This is a genomic window from Peribacillus sp. CSMR9 (genome assembly GCF_033141925.1).
Lineage (GTDB): Bacteria > Bacillota > Bacilli > Bacillales > DSM-1321 > Peribacillus > Peribacillus simplex_A.
On the sequence record NZ_JAOPHO010000035.1, the window covers coordinates 29409 to 46009 of the forward strand.

The window sequence follows — 16601 nt, forward strand, 5'->3', positions numbered from 1 at the left end:
GATTGTGTTATCCTCTTTGGTTCAAACTCCCTAAAAATTATCTTTGGAATAGGACTTGCCGTTCATATAAATTGGTGATAAGCTATTGTGTAAACGGTTACATAAGAGTATTGAGGTGGATATATTGGCAACTATTCGGGATGTTGCAAAGGAAGCTGGGGTTTCTGTTGCTACGGTTTCTAGAGTGATGAATGGCAGTGGTTATGCACATGAGGACACAAAAAAGGTGGTCATGGCAGCTGTTGAAAAGTTAAACTATAAACCGAATGAAGTGGCAAGATCCCTCTACAAACGTAAATCCAAATTGATTGGTTTAATCTTGCCGGACATTACGAATCCCTTCTTTCCAGAAATGGCAAGAGGTGTCGAGGATTATCTGCAGCAATTTGGATATCGATTAATCTTTGGAAATAGCGATGAAAAGAGAGATAAAGAAATAGAATATATTGACACTTTTCTACAGAATAATGTAGTGGGCATGATTGCTTCCACTAGTGAAGAAGCAAATGAAAACTTCGATAACCTGGATATTCCAGTAGTCCTTCTCGACCGTACAGCAGAGAAATTACCAGCCGTTTATTCCGATCAAAAGACAGGCGGTAAGCTGGCAGCACGCGTATTGCTGGATAGAGGCAGTACGAATATTGTCCTCATTAGGGGGCCAGTCGAAATAAAGCCTGTATATGAACGATATAAGGCTGCATTGGAGGAATTGGAACAAGCGGAAGTGAACGTGCAAGTCATGGATTCAACTCTGACCCTTCAGGGCGGCCAAATTTGTGTGGGACAGCTGTTCGAGCAATATCCGGAAACGGATGGAATCATAGCTTGTAATGATATCGTTGCAGCTGCCGCACTTCAGGAGATTTTAAAACGAGGAATACGGATTCCGGAAGACATACAATTGATCGGCTATGATGATATCGCTTTTACATCGTTATTGCACCCACCATTATCGACAATAAGGCAGCCAGCCTATGAGATGGGGGCACAAGCGGCGGAAATGCTCATTAAAAGGATCAATCAGGAAAAATTGGAAGTAACGCACAAAAAGCTCCCTGTTTCTTTTGTGGAGAGACAAACAACGAGAAGGAAGGCTGAGAAGACATGATTAGAATTACAGTAGTGGGAAGTTCCTCAATGGACTTAGTGGTGACATCAGCAAAGCGGCCAATGGCCGGGGAAACGGTTTTAGGAGAGTCTTTTATAACGGTTCCTGGAGGGAAAGGAGCCAATCAGGCTGTGGCAGCGGCCCGTCTTGGTGCACAAGTATCGATGGTTGGATGTGTAGGTGATGATGTCTACGGAGAGATCATATTAGAAAACCTGAAAAAAAATTATGTAAACACAGAGTATGTGGAACCGGTTACAGGTTCCGCTTCCGGGACAGCACACATCACCCTTTCAGAAGGTGATAACAGCATTATTGTCGTAAAAGGTGCAAATGATTTCATTACTCCTGAATATGTAAAAAAGGCGAAAAAGGTCATTCAGGAATCGGATATCGTGCTGGTTCAGCAGGAAATACCTGAAGAAACGGTGGAATATCTAGCTGAATTGTGCAACACGCTTCATAAGAAATTAATTTTGAACCCAGCTCCCGCCCGCAAGCTAAGCGATGCTGTCATTCAACAGGCATCCTTCCTTACGCCGAATGAGCATGAGTTCGAAATACTATTTAATGGGAGAGATCGAACGAAAGTCTTGACTGAGTATCCAAATAAATTATTCATTACAGAAGGAAAAAATGGTGTCCGATATTTTGACGGGCATAAAGAAAAGGTTGTTCCAAGCTTTGCAGTGGAAGCGGTGGACACAACAGGGGCAGGGGATACATTCAATGCTGCTTTTGCGGTGGGTGTTGCGGAAGGAAAAAGTTTTGACGAATGTTTGTTATTCGCGAACCGGGCAGCTTCCATTTCCGTGACGAAGTTAGGTGCTCAAGGTGGCATGCCGCAAAGGAAAGAAGTCGAAAGGGGCTTAGCATGAAACGTCAAGGAATCATCAATAGTTCAATAGCCAAGGTCCTAGCAGACCTTGGTCATACAGATTATATTGTCGTAGGTGATGCCGGGCTGCCGGTGCCAGTGGGAGTTTGCAAGATAGATTTGGCATTGACGACTGGAACACCATCATTTCAAGATGTCGTTCGAGCCGTTCACGAAGATATGGTTATTGAAAAAGTTATCGCTGCCACTGAAGTGAAGGATAAAAATCCAGAACAGCATCGATATATGGAGCAGCAATTCGGAGATGCGATTGAATATGTTTCCCATGAGGATTTTAAAAGGCTGACAAGTAATGCGAAAGCAATAATCCGGACCGGGGAGACGACGCCGTATTCAAATTGCATACTGCAGTCTGGAGTATTCTTTTAAAGAAAAGAGATGATGAGCATGCAAATCGAAATGCACAATATTTATAAAGCATTTGGTCAAAACAAGGTATTGGAAGGTGTTCATTTTTCTTTAGAGGCTGGGGAAGTACATGCACTAATGGGGGAAAATGGAGCGGGGAAATCAACCTTGATGAACATTTTGACCGGGCTGCATAAACAGGATCAAGGAACGATTGTGATAAACGGTAAAGAAACCTCATTCAAGGACTCAAAGGGAGCGGAGGAGGGGGGAATGGCCTTTATCCGTCAAGAATTGAATATTTGGCCAGAAATGACCGTGCTCGAGAATCTATTTATCGGCAGGGAAATGGTAAATACATTCGGTGTCTTAAAGACGAAACAAATGAAAGCGCGTGCAAACGAGATTTTTAAAACACTAAATATATCCCTTCCTTTTGATAAGGAAGCCGGACTTTGTTCTGTTGGGGAACAGCAAATGATTGAAATCGCCAAAGCGCTTATGACGGATGCCGAAGTCATCATCATGGATGAACCGACCGCAGCTCTAACCGATAGAGAAATAGAGAAACTCTTTGAAGTGATGAAGGGACTAACCAATAAGGGTGTATCACTTGTTTATATCTCTCACCGGATGGAAGAAATATTTGCCATTTGTGACAGGATCACCGTTATGCGTGACGGAAAAACTGTCGATACGAAAAAAATTGCAGATACCAATTTCGATGAAGTCGTTAAAAAAATGGTCGGACGGGAGCTGGAGGACCGTTTTCCTCATCGTGAAGCGAATCCTGGAGACGTAGTCCTCGATGTAAAAGGATTAACTAAAAAGGGGCTTTTTGAAGATATCCATTTCGCAGTTCGGCAAGGCGAGATTGTGGGTGTAGCCGGATTAATGGGAGCAGGCAGAACAGAAATAATGCGCGCCCTTTTTGGTGTCGACCAAATAGACGGCGGTGAAATTACCATTGAAGGCAAGAAAGTTTCCATACGAAAACCAACGGATGCAGTTCGGCACGGCCTGGCTTTCATTACGGAAAATCGTAAAGAAGAGGGGTTGATCCTGGACTTCTCAGTAAGGGAAAATATCGGATTGCCGAATCTGAAGAGTTTTGCTCCTAACGGACTCGTAAAAAAGGAAGATGAGAAAAACTTTGCCGAAATGATGATTAAGCGACTTCACGTGAAGACATCTTCTGCGGAAACGGTCATCGGCAATCTATCCGGAGGGAATCAACAAAAAGTGGTAATAGCCAAATGGATCGGCACGTCCCCTAAAGTTTTAATTATGGATGAGCCGACCCGAGGCATAGATGTTGGTGCAAAACGTGAGATTTATGAATTGATGAATGAATTGACGGAGCGAGGCATCGCCATCATCATGGTTTCGTCCGAACTTCCGGAAATTGTTGGAATGAGTGATAGAATCCTTGTGGTTCACGAAGGTAAAATTTCTGGGGAATTGATAAATCAGGAAGCGACGCAAGAAAAAATTATGGCATTGGCGACAGGAGGGAACTAGGATGAAAATTGAGGCTACAGGGAAAAGCGGGATTTGGCAGAAATTTGGTCCGTTACTCGCCTTGATTCTATTATTTATCGTAATAACCGTTTTAAATCCATCATTCATGGAACCGAATAATATTTTGAATTTATTGCGTCAAACCTCCATCAATGCACTTATTGCGTTTGGGATGACCTTTATCATATTGACAGGTGGCATCGACTTGTCCGTCGGTTCCATTTTAGCTCTATCCAGCGCACTTATGGCTGGTATGATGGTCTCGGGATTAGATCCGATTTTAGCTATATTAGTAGGGATTCTCCTAGGTGCAATAATGGGGGTAATCAATGGGATTCTCGTTTCAAAGGGAAAAATGGCCCCTTTCATCGTGACACTGGCCACCATGACGATTTTCCGGGGATTAACGCTTGTGTATACGGATGGAAAGCCGATTACTGGAATCGGCGATTCTGAAATGTTCCAGATGCTTGGGAGAGGATACTTCCTCGGACTGCCGGTACCGGCAGTGGTGATGGTTATCGCTTTCTTCATCCTTTGGTTCCTGCTTCATAAAACATCATTTGGACGTAAAACATATGCCATTGGCGGAAATGAAAGGGCTTCCCGTATTTCGGGGATCAAAGTCGACCGAGTCAAGGTGGCCATTTATGGGCTGGCCGGTACGATGGCGGCAATCGCTGGTGCCATTTTAACATCCCGTCTGAATTCGGCACAGCCGACTGCAGGCCAATCCTATGAAATGGATGCCATTGCAGCCGTGGTGCTAGGCGGAACGAGCCTTTCAGGCGGTAAAGGGCGGTTGTTCGGTACGCTGGTGGGTGTCCTGATCATCGGTACCTTGAATAACGGCATGAATTTACTTGGTGTATCCTCTTTCTACCAGCAAGTGGTAAAAGGTGCAGTTATATTAATCGCGGTCTTACTTGACCGTAAAAAATCATAAGAAGAGGTGTAATCAATGAAAAAAATAGTATCGATCATCATGGTTCTTTCTTTAATGGTCTTGGCTGCCTGTTCAATGGACTCTGGTTTAACAGATGATAAAAAAGAAAAGAAAGACTCCATGAAAGATGTGAAAGTCGGAGTCAGCATCTCAACTTTAAACAACCCATTCTTCGTTTCCTTAAAAGATGGCATTGAAAAAGAAGCAAAAGAAAAGGGCATGAAAGTCACAGTTGTTGACGCCCAGGATGATACGGCAAAACAAATCAGCGGAATTGAAGATTTAATCCTTCAAAAGGTTGATGTCCTTCTTGTGAATCCTACTGACTCTGCGGCAATATCTTCAGCCGTTAAAGATGCTAATGATGAGGGCATTCCCGTTATCACGATTGACCGCTCTTCAGACGAAGGCGACATTGAAACGTTCATCGCTTCCGATAATGTGGCTGGCGGGGAAATGGCTGCAGAATATCTAGTTAAAGAGCTTGGCGAAAAAGCGAAAGTAGTGGAACTTGAAGGGGTATCCGGAGCATCTGCAACTCGTGAACGCGGGAAAGGTTTCCACAATATTGCGGACAAGCAGTTAGATGTCCTGACAAGCCAAACGGCGGAATTCGACCGGACAAAAGGGCTTAACGTAATGGAAAATATTCTGCAAGGCAATAAAGACATCCAAGCGGTATTCGCCCATAATGATGAAATGGCACTAGGAGCAATTGAAGCAATCAAGGCGGCAGGAAAAGACATCATTGTGGTTGGTTTTGACGGAAATGATGATGCATTGAAAGAAGTTGAAAACGGTGAACTAAAAGCTACAATCGCCCAACAACCGGCACTTATCGGTGAAGAAGCGGTTAATGCGGCTGAAAAGATCTTAAAAGGTGAAAAGGTAGACGAAAAAATATCTGTTCCATTGAAGTTAGTTACTAAAGAATAATAGTTTTGCAATCAGTGAGAGTGTCGGAATTTTTCCGACACTCCTCTTTTTGTAGATCAATGGTTCATTTATTGGCATTAAATTAGTTTATGCCAATGTGGTGGGCTAACAATGTAAAAATCATATTAACCAGTTGAATAAGCAGAATATCAATCTAGCCCATGAAATCATGCTACATAATTTAACATTCACTCCTATAAGGATACCTGTAAAAAGATGTAATCACTCTTTTACCAAAAATAAGACGGCCCATGTTGGGACCGCCTCCTATTTTTAACTTATTATTAGAGTATGCCTTGAGTCAGCATAGCATCTGCTACTTTAAGGAATCCCGCAATATTGGCTCCGACAACTAAGTTGCCAGGTTCACCATATGCTTCTGCTGCTTCTACACTGTTTTTATAAATATTTTTCATGATACCGTGTAGTTTCGTATCGACTTCTTCAAATGTCCAAGGCATTCTAGCACTGTTTTGGGCCATTTCAAGTGCAGAAACGGCAACACCACCTGCGTTGGCGGCTTTGGCTGGTCCGAATAGGATACCATTATTAAGGAATACGTCAATAGCCTCAAGAGTCGATGGCATGTTAGCACCTTCGCCGATTGCTTTCACGTTGTTTTTTACAAGCAATTTTGCTGCTTCTTCATCAATTTCATTTTGTGTTGCACAAGGAAGGGCGATATCGCATGGTACAGACCAAATTCCATAGCTTCCTTCATTGTACTCAGCTTCCGGATGAGCATCGACATACTCGCTCAAACGCTTTCTTTCTATTTCTTTTAAACGTTTAACTGTATCTAGGTTCAGACCATTTTTGTCATATATATAACCATTAGAGTCGCTACATGCAACAACTTTAGCACCCAGCTGTGTAGCTTTTTCAATGGCATAAATGGATACATTGCCTGATCCGGAAATAACAACTGTGCTGCCATTGAATTGTAAACCTTTGTCTTTTAGCATTTCTTCGACAAAGTAAACTGTTCCGTATCCAGTCGCTTCTGTACGGGCTAAGCTTCCGCCGTAACTTATGCCTTTACCAGTTAAAATACCTGCATGGTAGCTGCCTTGAATCTTTTTATACTGACCGAATAGATAACCGATTTCTCTAGCTCCTACTCCGATATCCCCTGCCGGTACGTCTGTATCCGGACCGATATAGCGAGCCAGTTCTGACATGAAGCTTTGGCAAAAACGCATGATTTCAGCGTCTGATTTTCCTTTTGGATCGAAGTCAGATCCGCCTTTTCCACCGCCAATTGGCTGTCCTGTAAGAGAATTTTTAAAGATTTGCTCGAAACCGAGGAACTTGATAATACTGGAGTTTACTGTCGGGTGAAAACGTAGACCGCCTTTAAATGGCCCAATGGCACTGTTGAATTGCACGCGGAAACCACGGTTGACTTGTACATTTCCTAAGTCATCAACCCAAGAGACACGAAAGGTAATCATTCTTTCTGGCTCAACAAGTCTTTCTAAAATCCCACTTTTCATATAAATAGGGTGTTTTGAAAATACTGGCACTAATGAAAGGAATATTTCTTTTACGGCTTGATGGAATTCATTCTCGTGAGGATTACGCTCCTTTACCTGTGCGTATACTTGACTAACAAACTCTTTGGCGACCTGTATTTCCTCTTGCTCAACTTCATGTGACGTTGTCATTACCTTTTCTCCCCTTTTTTGGTAACATGAGAATATATTTGAATATATATATAGGTTTTTATGTGATACTTTAATGATATAATTCAAATTTGAAAGAAACAATCTGAATATTAGATAAATAACATGCCGTTTTGATATGAAAGAAGGAGCTTACATTGGAATTAAGACAAATCGAATATTTCATTGAAGTCGTAAAGCGTGAACATATGACGGAAGCAGCAGTGGCTTTGCATGTTGCCCAGTCTGCAGTAAGTCGTCAAATTTATAATTTAGAAGAGGAATTAGGTGTGCCTTTATTTATCCGCGAAGGCCGGAAGATTAAGCTGACACCTATAGACATACATTTTTAGCGAATATGGAACAAGCTATGGATATAATTGATCGTTCAAAGCGTGAGCTTGCTGAGAGCTTAAATCCGGAAAAAGGGACAATTCGTATTGGCTTTCCAAGTAGTTTAGCTTCTTATATATTGCCAAAGGTTATTTCTGATTTCAGAGAGATTTACCCGCAAGCGAAGTTCACTTTGAAACAAGGCTCATATCGCTACCTGATCGATTCTGTTATAAAAGGAAATATTAACATGGCCTTAATTGGACCTCTACCGGCGAACGAAAAGAAAATTCACGGAGAAACTCTATTTATTGAGAACTTAGTCGCTCTTTTGTCAGAAAGTCATCCTTTGGCCTTGAAGAAGTCATTAAACTTAAATGAACTTCAAGGAAATCCGTTCATCGTATATCCTAAGGGGTATGTTTTACGTGATATTGTTATGAAGGCATGTAAACTGCACGGTTTCGAGCCAGAAGTTGCATTTGAAGGAAAAGATACTGATGCTATTAAAGGTCTAGTGGCAGCAGGACTTGGCGTAACCTTAATACCAGAAATCTCTCTGATTGACAGCTTGCCTCGTTTTACAGTTAGACTGCCGTTGGATGAACCATCCGTAACTAGGGCTGTAGGTGTTATTATTCCAACTGAAAGGGAGTTAATGCCAACGGAGAAACTATTTTATCGATTCCTGAGAGACACTTTTGCAACTTTGGAAGGTTTTCAATAGAAGAGAAGTTAAAAAGCTAGGTGTGAGGGGATTCTTTATGAAAGATCACATTTATACCATAGTATAGAGGCGAATCCAATTTAAATGGATTCTCTTTTTTTTATAAAAAGAGGAATAATTTGTAGTTGTAAATGCTAAAAACCTATATTGGAATAATGTATAAGCTATTCCGGCTTAAAACCAGAATTTTAGAGTGTTTTAGTAATAAAAGGATTAATTTATATTAAAATAATACAATATTGGACCCAACTGTATGTAAATGTGATATATACCCCTTTTTGTAAGCGTTTTTATTTTATTAGAATAAAAATACTTCTTACATTATCAGAAAATTCATGTTATTATACGAACAGACATTATAGGGAGCGGCGAAATAGATGAGTATTTAATAATACGAATTACTTCATATTATTATTCTCTTATTATGTTAGTGGGGTTGATTTTGTGGAATTGTTTGAGCCTTGCTTGTGAACTTAGTAACAAGGCACTAAAGTAAAAACAACTGGTGTACCCTTCCAAATAATAGGGATTTTTTTATTTTTTTAATTTGAATATTCTGATAATTTATAAGGAGTGGAGATAAAGTGAGCAGGAAAGAATACATCAGCGATCGAATGTACAAGGCTTCAACAGGGATAGCCAACGCAGTTTTGGTAACATTAGGAATCGGGTTATTGTTTGAATCGATAGGGGGATATTTAGATTGGGAGGTCCTCCTGGCAATAGGAGGTGCCGCAAAGGTCTTGCTAGCCCCAGCTTTAGGAGCGGGTATCGCCTATCAGCTTGGAGGTAATTCATTAATTATCTTTAGCGCCATGGCCTCAAGTGCAGTTGGCGGTGCTGCCATCAACAGAACTGCTGAGGGTGCCTTCACGATTGTTACGGGTCAGCCACTAAGTGCCGTTCTGGCAGCCTTAATTGCAACTTATGTAGGTAAGCGCCTAATAGGCAAAACAAAGTTGGATATCATGGCCATCCCATTGGCTGCTGTTCTTGTCGGTGGGGTTTCTGGATATGGTCTAGCACTTGTTACGACACCGTTCCTGACATGGTTAAGCAGTCAAATTACAGCTCAGGTTGAAGGTTCTCCATTAATTGGTTCCATGGTCATTGCATTGGTATGGAGCATTTTATTGATGACACCGGCTTCTTCCGCTGCTCTTGCTATTGCCCTACAGTTAGATCCTGTTTCAAGCGCGGCTGCTTTAATCGGATGTACCGTTCAATTTGTTGGATTCACTGTCATGTCTTATAAAGATAATGATATGGGTGGATTCCTTGCACAGATGGTGGTTACGCCGAAAGTTCAATTTCCTAACTTAATCAAAAAACCATTATATGTCATCCCGCCATTTGTAGCGGCAATCATTTGTGCTCCTATCGCTACGTTGGCATTCGATTTCCAAGTACCGTATGAGCTTGGGGGGATGGGCTTAAGTTCATTGATTGCCCCGATTGCTATCATTACGGGTCAAGGGTTGTACACGTTCCTGGTTTATGTGGCAGTGGGCATGGTCTTGCCAGCTGTGATCACCCTTGCCTTACATCGAGTATTGAAGATGATGGGTAAAGTAAAACCGGGAGATCTTCATTTAGAAGTATCATAATCAAAGATTTTGGAGAAACGAGCCTTGTGACGGAACCAGGCTCGTTTTTATTTATAAAGGGATTAGGGTAAAATGGGGAAGAAAGCAATTGCAAAGATAGGATGATATATATGGGAAAAGAAATAGATATAAAAGTGAAAGCTAAATTCGTAAGTAAAATCGGCAAGGGCTTTCCCTTGATTGTTAAAGAGTCGATAGCCAACCATAATGACCTTCAGGAAGAGGGATCTTTAGTGCGTTTGGTGGATGAGAATAACCGTTTTCTAGCAAAAGGTTATTATGGTAAACAAAACAAAGGCTATGGCTGGGTATTGACCCGAAGAGAAAATGAAAAAATTGATCAAACCTTTTTTAATGGCAAAATCCGAGCGGCATATGAATTCCGAAAGTCTTTTTTTGAAGATACGGAGACTACAGCGTTCCGCTTGTTTAATGGGGAAGGTGATGGAATTGGCGGTTTAATCATCGATCATTATGATGGTCACTATGTCATTAGCTGGTACAGCAAAGGGATTTATTCATTTAAAGACTATATCATTAAGGCACTGCAGAATACGGTCGAGGTAAAGTCGCTTTATCAGAAGAAACGATTTGATACGAAGGGGCAATATGTAGAAGAAGACGATTTTGTCATGGGTGAACAGCCGGCATTTCCGCTTCTTGTAAAGGAGAATGGAGTTCATTTCGCTGTCTATCTGAATGATGGGGCAATGGTCGGTGTCTTCCTTGATCAACGCGATGTCAGAAGAAAAATCCGGGATGAATACGCAAAAGGGAAAACGGTGTTGAATATGTTCTCCTACACTGGGGCATTTTCCGTGTTTGCCGCTTTAGGCGGTGCCGTTAAAACAACTAGTGTCGACCTGGCGAATCGCAGTTTACCAAAGACGATCGAGCAGTTCAGTGTGAATGGAATAGATCCTGAAGCTCAAAATATCGTGGTGATGGACGTATTTAAGTATTTTAAATATGCAGTGAAGAAGGCTTTGAAATTTGAAATGGTCATCCTCGATCCACCCAGCTTTGCCAAGTCAAAGAAGTTTACTTTCAGCGCCGGAAAAGACTATACGAATCTATTGAAGGATACCATTTCCATTACGGAAGACAATGGCATCATTATCGCATCAACTAATTGCAGTACGTTTGACATGAAGAAATTCAAGAGCTTCATTGATGTTGCCTTCAGGGAGATGAATGGGAAATATGAGCTCATGGAAGAATTCTCATTGCCGGCTGATTTTAAAACAAGTACGGAATATAAGGAAGGAAATTATTTAAAAGTAGTCTTCATTAAAAAAATTAAAGGATAAGGAAAGGCGTCCACAGTTCCATTAGAGCTGTGAATGCCTTTTTTCATGAGAATGTTTCATGTGGAACGAACGGATATTCGGATTCACTGGATAGACCCTTCACTTTTCAACCCTTTCGATAAATGGAAAGAAGGCTTCATACGAATGCTGTAAGCCATGAAAAACTGAGCTGCATAGTAGGTGAGCATGATCAACGGACCAGAAAAGGCAACATCATCGATAAATTTGTTCCAAGATAAAATGGAGTCCGAGATCACGAACAGGACCCCGCCGATGATTGCCGCGGCATTTCCGGTCATAAATGCCGCCCAGCCCATGAGGGAGATGACCGTTACATAACAGATTACAGGGATGATGAGGCTATTTTCACCTTTTTCAATTAAAGAAAGTACAATTTCACGACCAATCCAAGTGGAGTAAACACAAATTGGGAAAATCGTCGCGAATCGAAGCCATGAAAAGGTCCATAGTTTAAAGAAAGCGGAAATATAGAAAAGGTGGCCGATCAAGAAGGCGGAAAGCCCGATGACGAACCAGATTAACAATCCATCTCCAAGCATGCAACAGAATAAACCAAGAAGTATTAAGGATTTGTATCGATCCTGCCTTCGTCCTGTTGCGCCGGCATAGAGTAAAATCAATAACATGGGAACGATCTTGAAGATGATTTTTATGGATAAAGGCTCTTCCGGTATCAAATAAATATATAATAGTCCCGTGAAAAGGATGGCAGCAGGTAAGCATTTCATTAACATTTAATTCCCTCCTTCAATCTTTAATTCTATGTGAGGGTAAGGAACCCCTTGTCAATTAAAAAAGGTTTGAAGGAAATTCGTGAAAATGAAAAAACTGACTCCTGGTTAACCAGGAGTCAGTTCTTATATCTTAGAATCATACCGCCGAATTTTCTTTAATGAATGCTCGTTTTAACCAGTTTTTTCCTTCAACAAGCCGCGTGACAAGCATGGCACAAACCGTGTTTCCTGTTGAGTTAAGCAGTGTAGCAGGAGCATCGATAATCGTGGATATAACCGCAATGATCGGCAGAACTTCAACAGGAAAGCCGAATACACTAAGAATCAGCATTTCCCCAATCATGCCGCCCCCAGGAATGGCGCCCATAACGGCTCCAACCAAAAAGGCAACAGCAAGTATACTTAAAATGCTTGAAATGCTTGTCATATCCTTTCCAAATAAGCTGAATAGGAAAACGATTTTCAATACCCCTCCGAATACAGAACCATCTTTATGAGTGTTGGCTCCGAGTGGGATGACAGTCTCCGCTATATCCTTTGGCACGCCCATTTTCTTGACCGATTCCAGATTGACTGGAATGGACGCGGCACTGGAACAAGTTGCGATGGCTGTAATGGAAGGTGCCAGGGCATTTTTCCAAAATAGGTTAACTCCATCTTTCCCACCTGCGATAAAGGCATACAAAGTGAAGAAGCCAAAATAATAAATCAAAGCTAAAACTAGATAAAGAATGAAAGTGCGAGCATAGCCTTCTAAAATCTGCGGCCCAAGCTGCCCGATAATCGCAGCAAAATAAGCACCAAGTCCAATTGGAGCATAGTACATGACGATTTTAACGACTTTCATCATGACAGCTGTACCCGCTGTCAAAAACTCAGTAATCGGTCTTGCCTTCTCACCGACCAATGCAGTGGAAAGTCCGATTAATACTGAGAAAACGATAAGCTGAAGCATATTGCTTCTGGATAACAGTTCTGGGAAATCAGATACGGTTACTGTGTTGACCAGTTGACTGAAGAAAGAAACTTTCTCGATGTGCTCTTCAGAGGAACTGTTTTCCATCAGTTCTTTAATGGCTGTCGTATCTGTGCCTTCCAAGGGATTGATGATGGTTGTCCCAATAAACCCAATGACGGCAGCTAAAGCGGCAGTTGTCAGGAAGACGACAACGATACTGCCCATGATTTTCCCGAGACGCTTCATTCCGCTCATATTGGCAATCGCTGAAGCAATGCTGAAAAATACCAATGGCACGATGATTGTGAACATAAGATTTAGAAATAAGTCCCCTAGCGGCTGTATGACCGAGGTTTTCTCACCGAAAACGACGCCCGCTATCCCACCGATAATAATGGCAGTGAGTAGTATTAAGGAGGATCGATAGTTTTTGATAAAACTCTTCATAAAAATTCCGTCCTTTCAGGATGAAGATACAATAAAAATATACTTCATTATCAACTCTAAGATGATGTTTGACAATATATTTTTATAGGAAGGAATGTTAAAAGATGAAACGCAATAAATAATAGGGAATGGATTTGAAAATATCGTGAAGGAGGGATGGAATGGCATTTATTGAGGTGGAAGAAGGCGTTCGGTTGTTTTATGAAGAAAAGGGCCAGGGGAGACCAATTATTTTTATCCATGGTGTGTGGATGAGCAGCCGGTTCTTTAGAAGGCAAGTTCCGTACTTTTCAGAAAAGTATAGAACGATTTTACTTGATTTAAGAAGCCATGGCCAGTCAAATCATGTTCATTACGGGAATACAGTCTCCGCTTATGCAAAAGATCTTCATGCGTTCATTGGTAAACTGGGATTACAGGATGTCATACTCGTAGGCTGGTCCATGGGGGCTTTTGTCGTCTGGGATTATCTCAAGCAATTCGGTGAGGGAAATATTCATTCAACTGTGATTGTCGATGAATTGGCCTCTGATTTTAAGTGGCCCGACTTTAATATTGGCGCATTTGATATGGACACGTTGATTGCCTTCATGACTGAAATTCAAACGAACCGTTCCCCATTTTTACAAAGCTTCCTTGCCTCCATGTTTAAAAATGAATTATCTGTAGCGGATGCAAGCTGGATGCTCGGGGAAGTGACCAAAATGCCAGAATCCATTGCCAGTGCCATTCTATTTGATCAATCGATTGTCGACTATCGTGAATTCTTGCCAAAAATCAATGTTCCCACACTTCTCTGTTTTGGAAGGCTTGAAAAAGTCATCCCGGTAGCTGCAGGGGAACATTTGCATAAAAACATTCCGAATTCCGCACTAGTAATCTTTGAAGATAGTTGCCATTGTCCATTCATTGAAGAAAGCGACTTGTTTAATGAAACCGTAGATGGCTTTATACAAAAAGGAGTGTAAAGGTACAGGATATATTGGATGATGACAGTATATTATAAAGGGATGCAGGCCTCGTGTCTGCATTCATTTTTCATTATAAATACTTCACTTACTATTGTATTTTTCTATTAACCAAGCGGTTTCAGCAAGAAATAAAGGGAATAATGGTACTAAGGTTGTATGTACCGCAATTAGATGGTGTTGATAAATTAAATAGGTAATATTTTTATATCCTTTTCAGAGGAATTGGGCTATTATGAGGTGGATTTAAACTGGTAAGATCGTTTATCTGTTATTACGCAGAAAGTGATGGAGAGGATAAAATGGAAGATCAGTTACCGTACAATGAAATTATAGATGTATGTTTACTAGCGGGAAAAATCATGCTTCAGAACGGAGCGGAAACATCAAGGGTGGAAGATACGATGGTTAGAATTGCTGCAGCGTATGGATGCGGTGACTCCCACAGTTTTTCAACCCCCACAGGAATTATTTTTTCGCTGGATGGAATGCACCCAGCCTCCAAATTAATTCGAGTTTCCCAACGATCTACAGATTTACATAAGGTAACGCTTGTTAACAGTATATCCCGAAGCATTTCCAGCAAGGAAATGTCACCAAAGGAAGCCTATTTACGGTTAAAGGAAATCGAAAAGGCCGGGATGGGGTATCCCATGTGGGGTCAGGTTTTTGCTGCATTTATAGCGAGCGGCTGTTTTTTAATCATGTTCCAAGGACAGTGGAATGATTTCATCTGGTCCTGTATAGCTGGAGGAATGGGATTCTCTTGCCTGCTTTATTTGCACTGGTTACTGGAAGTTCGTTTTTTTGCTGAATTTATAGCTTCTTTAGTTGTAGGTTTAGTGGCTATGTTCTTTGTCCATATTGGGGTTGGAAGTCATTTGGACACGATAATCATTGGAGCGGTGATGCCGCTTGTGCCAGGGCTGTTAATTACTAATGCAGCCAGGGATTTAATTGCAGGGCATTTAGTTTCGGGTCTATCCAAGGGTGCGGATGCAGGTTTGACTGCTTTAGCCATTGGGGCAGGAATATCGGCTGCGTTTGTTTTCTTATGATTTTAGAGGGGGAAGAATGATGTTTGCACAGCTTATTACAAGTTTCATTGCCTCAGCCGCCTTTGGAGTGATCTTCAATGTACCGAAAAATTCATTGTTTCAATGTGGTTGCGTAGGGATGTTAGGGTGGGTCTTATACTTCTTTTTGGTTAAAAATGAGATAAACAGCATTATGGCAACATTAGCGGCTGCATTTATCGTTGCGGTTATCAGCCAGTATTTTGCTAAAAGGTATAAAACGCCGATCACGATTTTTAATGTATCGGGAATCATCCCCCTCGTGCCAGGAGGCTTGTCATATGATGCGATGAAGCATTTTGTCGTAAATGATTTTAATGTCGCCGTTCAATTGGCCGCCAAGGCTTTCATGCTGGCTGGTGCGATAGCAATGGGGCTGATCTTTGCAGAAGTCATGAACCAGCTAGTAACGAAATACAATAGAAGGAAGATAAGATTGAGAAGTTAGATGAATTGTAAAGGAATCCACTTTTATTTTCCTTACTGATTTTGAAGATTTTCAACCTAAATAAAAGAGAAAGGAGAACAGGTGAATACCTTGATCTCCTTTCTCTTTTTAATATTTAATAATGAAGCCAGCTTATAAAGGGTCTTTCATTCCAGTGTTAGCTGTAACCAATATTTCGTCGAATTTTTTGGCATCAGCTTTCTTGCTTGACAGCAGGGTTCCGACGATGGCTGCGATAAAACCAATTGGGATGGAGACTATGCCTGGATTGGCAAGTGGGAATAATGGCTCCCCTACGAATATTGCGGCTCCCTCTACCGGCGACCAGACATTGGGACTTAGGAAAACAAGTAATAAAGAACTGACCAGCCCCACTATCATACCCGTGACAGCCCCAGCTGTGTTAAAACGTTTCCAGAATACCGTGAAGATAATGATTGGCAGATTGGCACTAGCAGCGACGGCAAAGGCAAGTGACACAAGGAAAGCAACATTCATGTTTTGGGCAAATAAAGCAAGGATGATGGAGAGGATGGATACTCCGATCG

15 protein-coding genes and 1 pseudogene are annotated in these 16601 nt (G+C 41.5%); 12 read left to right on the forward strand and 4 right to left on the reverse strand.

The features are described from left to right. Window positions 1–124: 124 nt before the first annotated feature. From N9I19_RS15600 to rbsB, 6 genes are read left to right on the forward strand one after another with little or no spacing between them, the layout of a single operon-like run. Entirely contained in the window at window positions 125–1111 is a 987-nt protein-coding gene (locus tag N9I19_RS15600; RefSeq protein ID WP_089363720.1) for a LacI family DNA-binding transcriptional regulator, read from the forward strand. Then, window positions 1108–1989, forward strand: a complete 882-nt coding sequence (gene rbsK / locus N9I19_RS15605; protein ID WP_317778321.1) for a ribokinase — start codon at window positions 1108–1110, stop codon at window positions 1987–1989. The genes N9I19_RS15600 and rbsK overlap by 4 nt, the downstream gene beginning before the upstream one ends. Beyond that, entirely contained in the window at window positions 1986–2378 is a 393-nt protein-coding gene (gene rbsD / locus N9I19_RS15610) for a D-ribose pyranase (protein ID WP_317778322.1), read from the forward strand. Before rbsK ends, rbsD begins: the two co-directional genes overlap by 4 nt. Window positions 2379–2396: 18 nt before the next feature. Beyond that, the gene (locus N9I19_RS15615) at window positions 2397–3878 is read left to right on the forward strand and encodes a sugar ABC transporter ATP-binding protein (RefSeq protein WP_317778323.1); all 1482 of its coding nucleotides are present in this window, start codon (window positions 2397–2399) and stop codon (window positions 3876–3878) included. A 1-nt stretch (window position 3879) separates the two neighbouring features. Further along, window positions 3880–4824 carry an ABC transporter permease gene (locus N9I19_RS15620; protein ID WP_317778324.1) on the forward strand — a complete coding sequence of 315 codons (945 nt, stop codon included), beginning with the start codon at window positions 3880–3882 and terminating at the stop codon, window positions 4822–4824. Between the two features lie 15 nt (window positions 4825–4839). Then, a complete protein-coding gene (gene rbsB, locus N9I19_RS15625) occupies window positions 4840–5760 on the forward strand; it encodes a ribose ABC transporter substrate-binding protein RbsB (RefSeq protein ID WP_317778325.1) in 921 nt (306 codons plus the stop codon). A gap of 284 nt (window positions 5761–6044) precedes the next feature. Here rbsB and gdhA read toward each other — a convergent pair whose 3' ends face one another. Further along, entirely contained in the window at window positions 6045–7427 is a 1383-nt protein-coding gene (gdhA, locus tag N9I19_RS15630; protein ID WP_317778326.1) for an NADP-specific glutamate dehydrogenase, read from the reverse strand. A gap of 155 nt (window positions 7428–7582) precedes the next feature. Here gdhA and gltC point away from each other — a divergent pair. The 3 genes and pseudogenes from gltC to N9I19_RS15645 all read left to right on the forward strand — a co-directional run bounded on the left by gltC (window position 7583) and on the right by N9I19_RS15645 (window position 11401). Beyond that, a pseudogene (gltC, locus tag N9I19_RS15635) lies at window positions 7583–8484 on the forward strand (glutamate biosynthesis transcriptional regulator GltC). Between the two features lie 614 nt (window positions 8485–9098). Then, window positions 9099–10091, forward strand: a complete 993-nt coding sequence (locus tag N9I19_RS15640) for a PTS sugar transporter subunit IIC (protein WP_317778330.1) — start codon at window positions 9099–9101, stop codon at window positions 10089–10091. Window positions 10092–10201: 110 nt separating this feature from the next. Continuing rightward, window positions 10202–11401 carry a class I SAM-dependent rRNA methyltransferase gene (locus tag N9I19_RS15645; RefSeq protein ID WP_089363727.1) on the forward strand — a complete coding sequence of 400 codons (1200 nt, stop codon included), beginning with the start codon at window positions 10202–10204 and terminating at the stop codon, window positions 11399–11401. Between the two features lie 83 nt (window positions 11402–11484). Here the strand turns inward: N9I19_RS15645 and N9I19_RS15650 are convergent, their stop codons facing one another. Continuing rightward, on the reverse strand, window positions 11485–12156 hold the full coding sequence (locus tag N9I19_RS15650; RefSeq protein ID WP_317778327.1) for a lysoplasmalogenase: 672 nt from the start codon (window positions 12154–12156) through the stop codon (window positions 11485–11487). 136 nt (window positions 12157–12292) lie between these two features. Further along, on the reverse strand, window positions 12293–13561 hold the full coding sequence (locus tag N9I19_RS15655) for a dicarboxylate/amino acid:cation symporter (RefSeq protein ID WP_289336758.1): 1269 nt from the start codon (window positions 13559–13561) through the stop codon (window positions 12293–12295). Window positions 13562–13722: 161 nt separating this feature from the next. On the opposite strand from N9I19_RS15655, the gene N9I19_RS15660 reads away from it, so the two are divergent. From N9I19_RS15660 to N9I19_RS15670, 3 genes are all read left to right on the forward strand, one after another. Further along, window positions 13723–14529, forward strand: a complete 807-nt coding sequence (locus tag N9I19_RS15660) for an alpha/beta fold hydrolase (RefSeq protein WP_317778328.1) — start codon at window positions 13723–13725, stop codon at window positions 14527–14529. A gap of 302 nt (window positions 14530–14831) precedes the next feature. Further along, window positions 14832–15587, forward strand: a complete 756-nt coding sequence (locus N9I19_RS15665; protein WP_317778329.1) for a threonine/serine exporter family protein — start codon at window positions 14832–14834, stop codon at window positions 15585–15587. Between the two features lie 16 nt (window positions 15588–15603). Continuing rightward, window positions 15604–16053, forward strand: coding sequence for a threonine/serine exporter family protein (locus N9I19_RS15670; RefSeq protein ID WP_176431972.1), 450 nt, complete (start codon window positions 15604–15606; stop codon window positions 16051–16053). A 132-nt stretch (window positions 16054–16185) separates the two neighbouring features. Here N9I19_RS15670 and N9I19_RS15675 read toward each other — a convergent pair. After that, a partial coding sequence (locus N9I19_RS15675) for a sodium:solute symporter family transporter (RefSeq protein ID WP_411730454.1) occupies window positions 16186–16601 on the reverse strand: 416 nt, incomplete at its 5' end.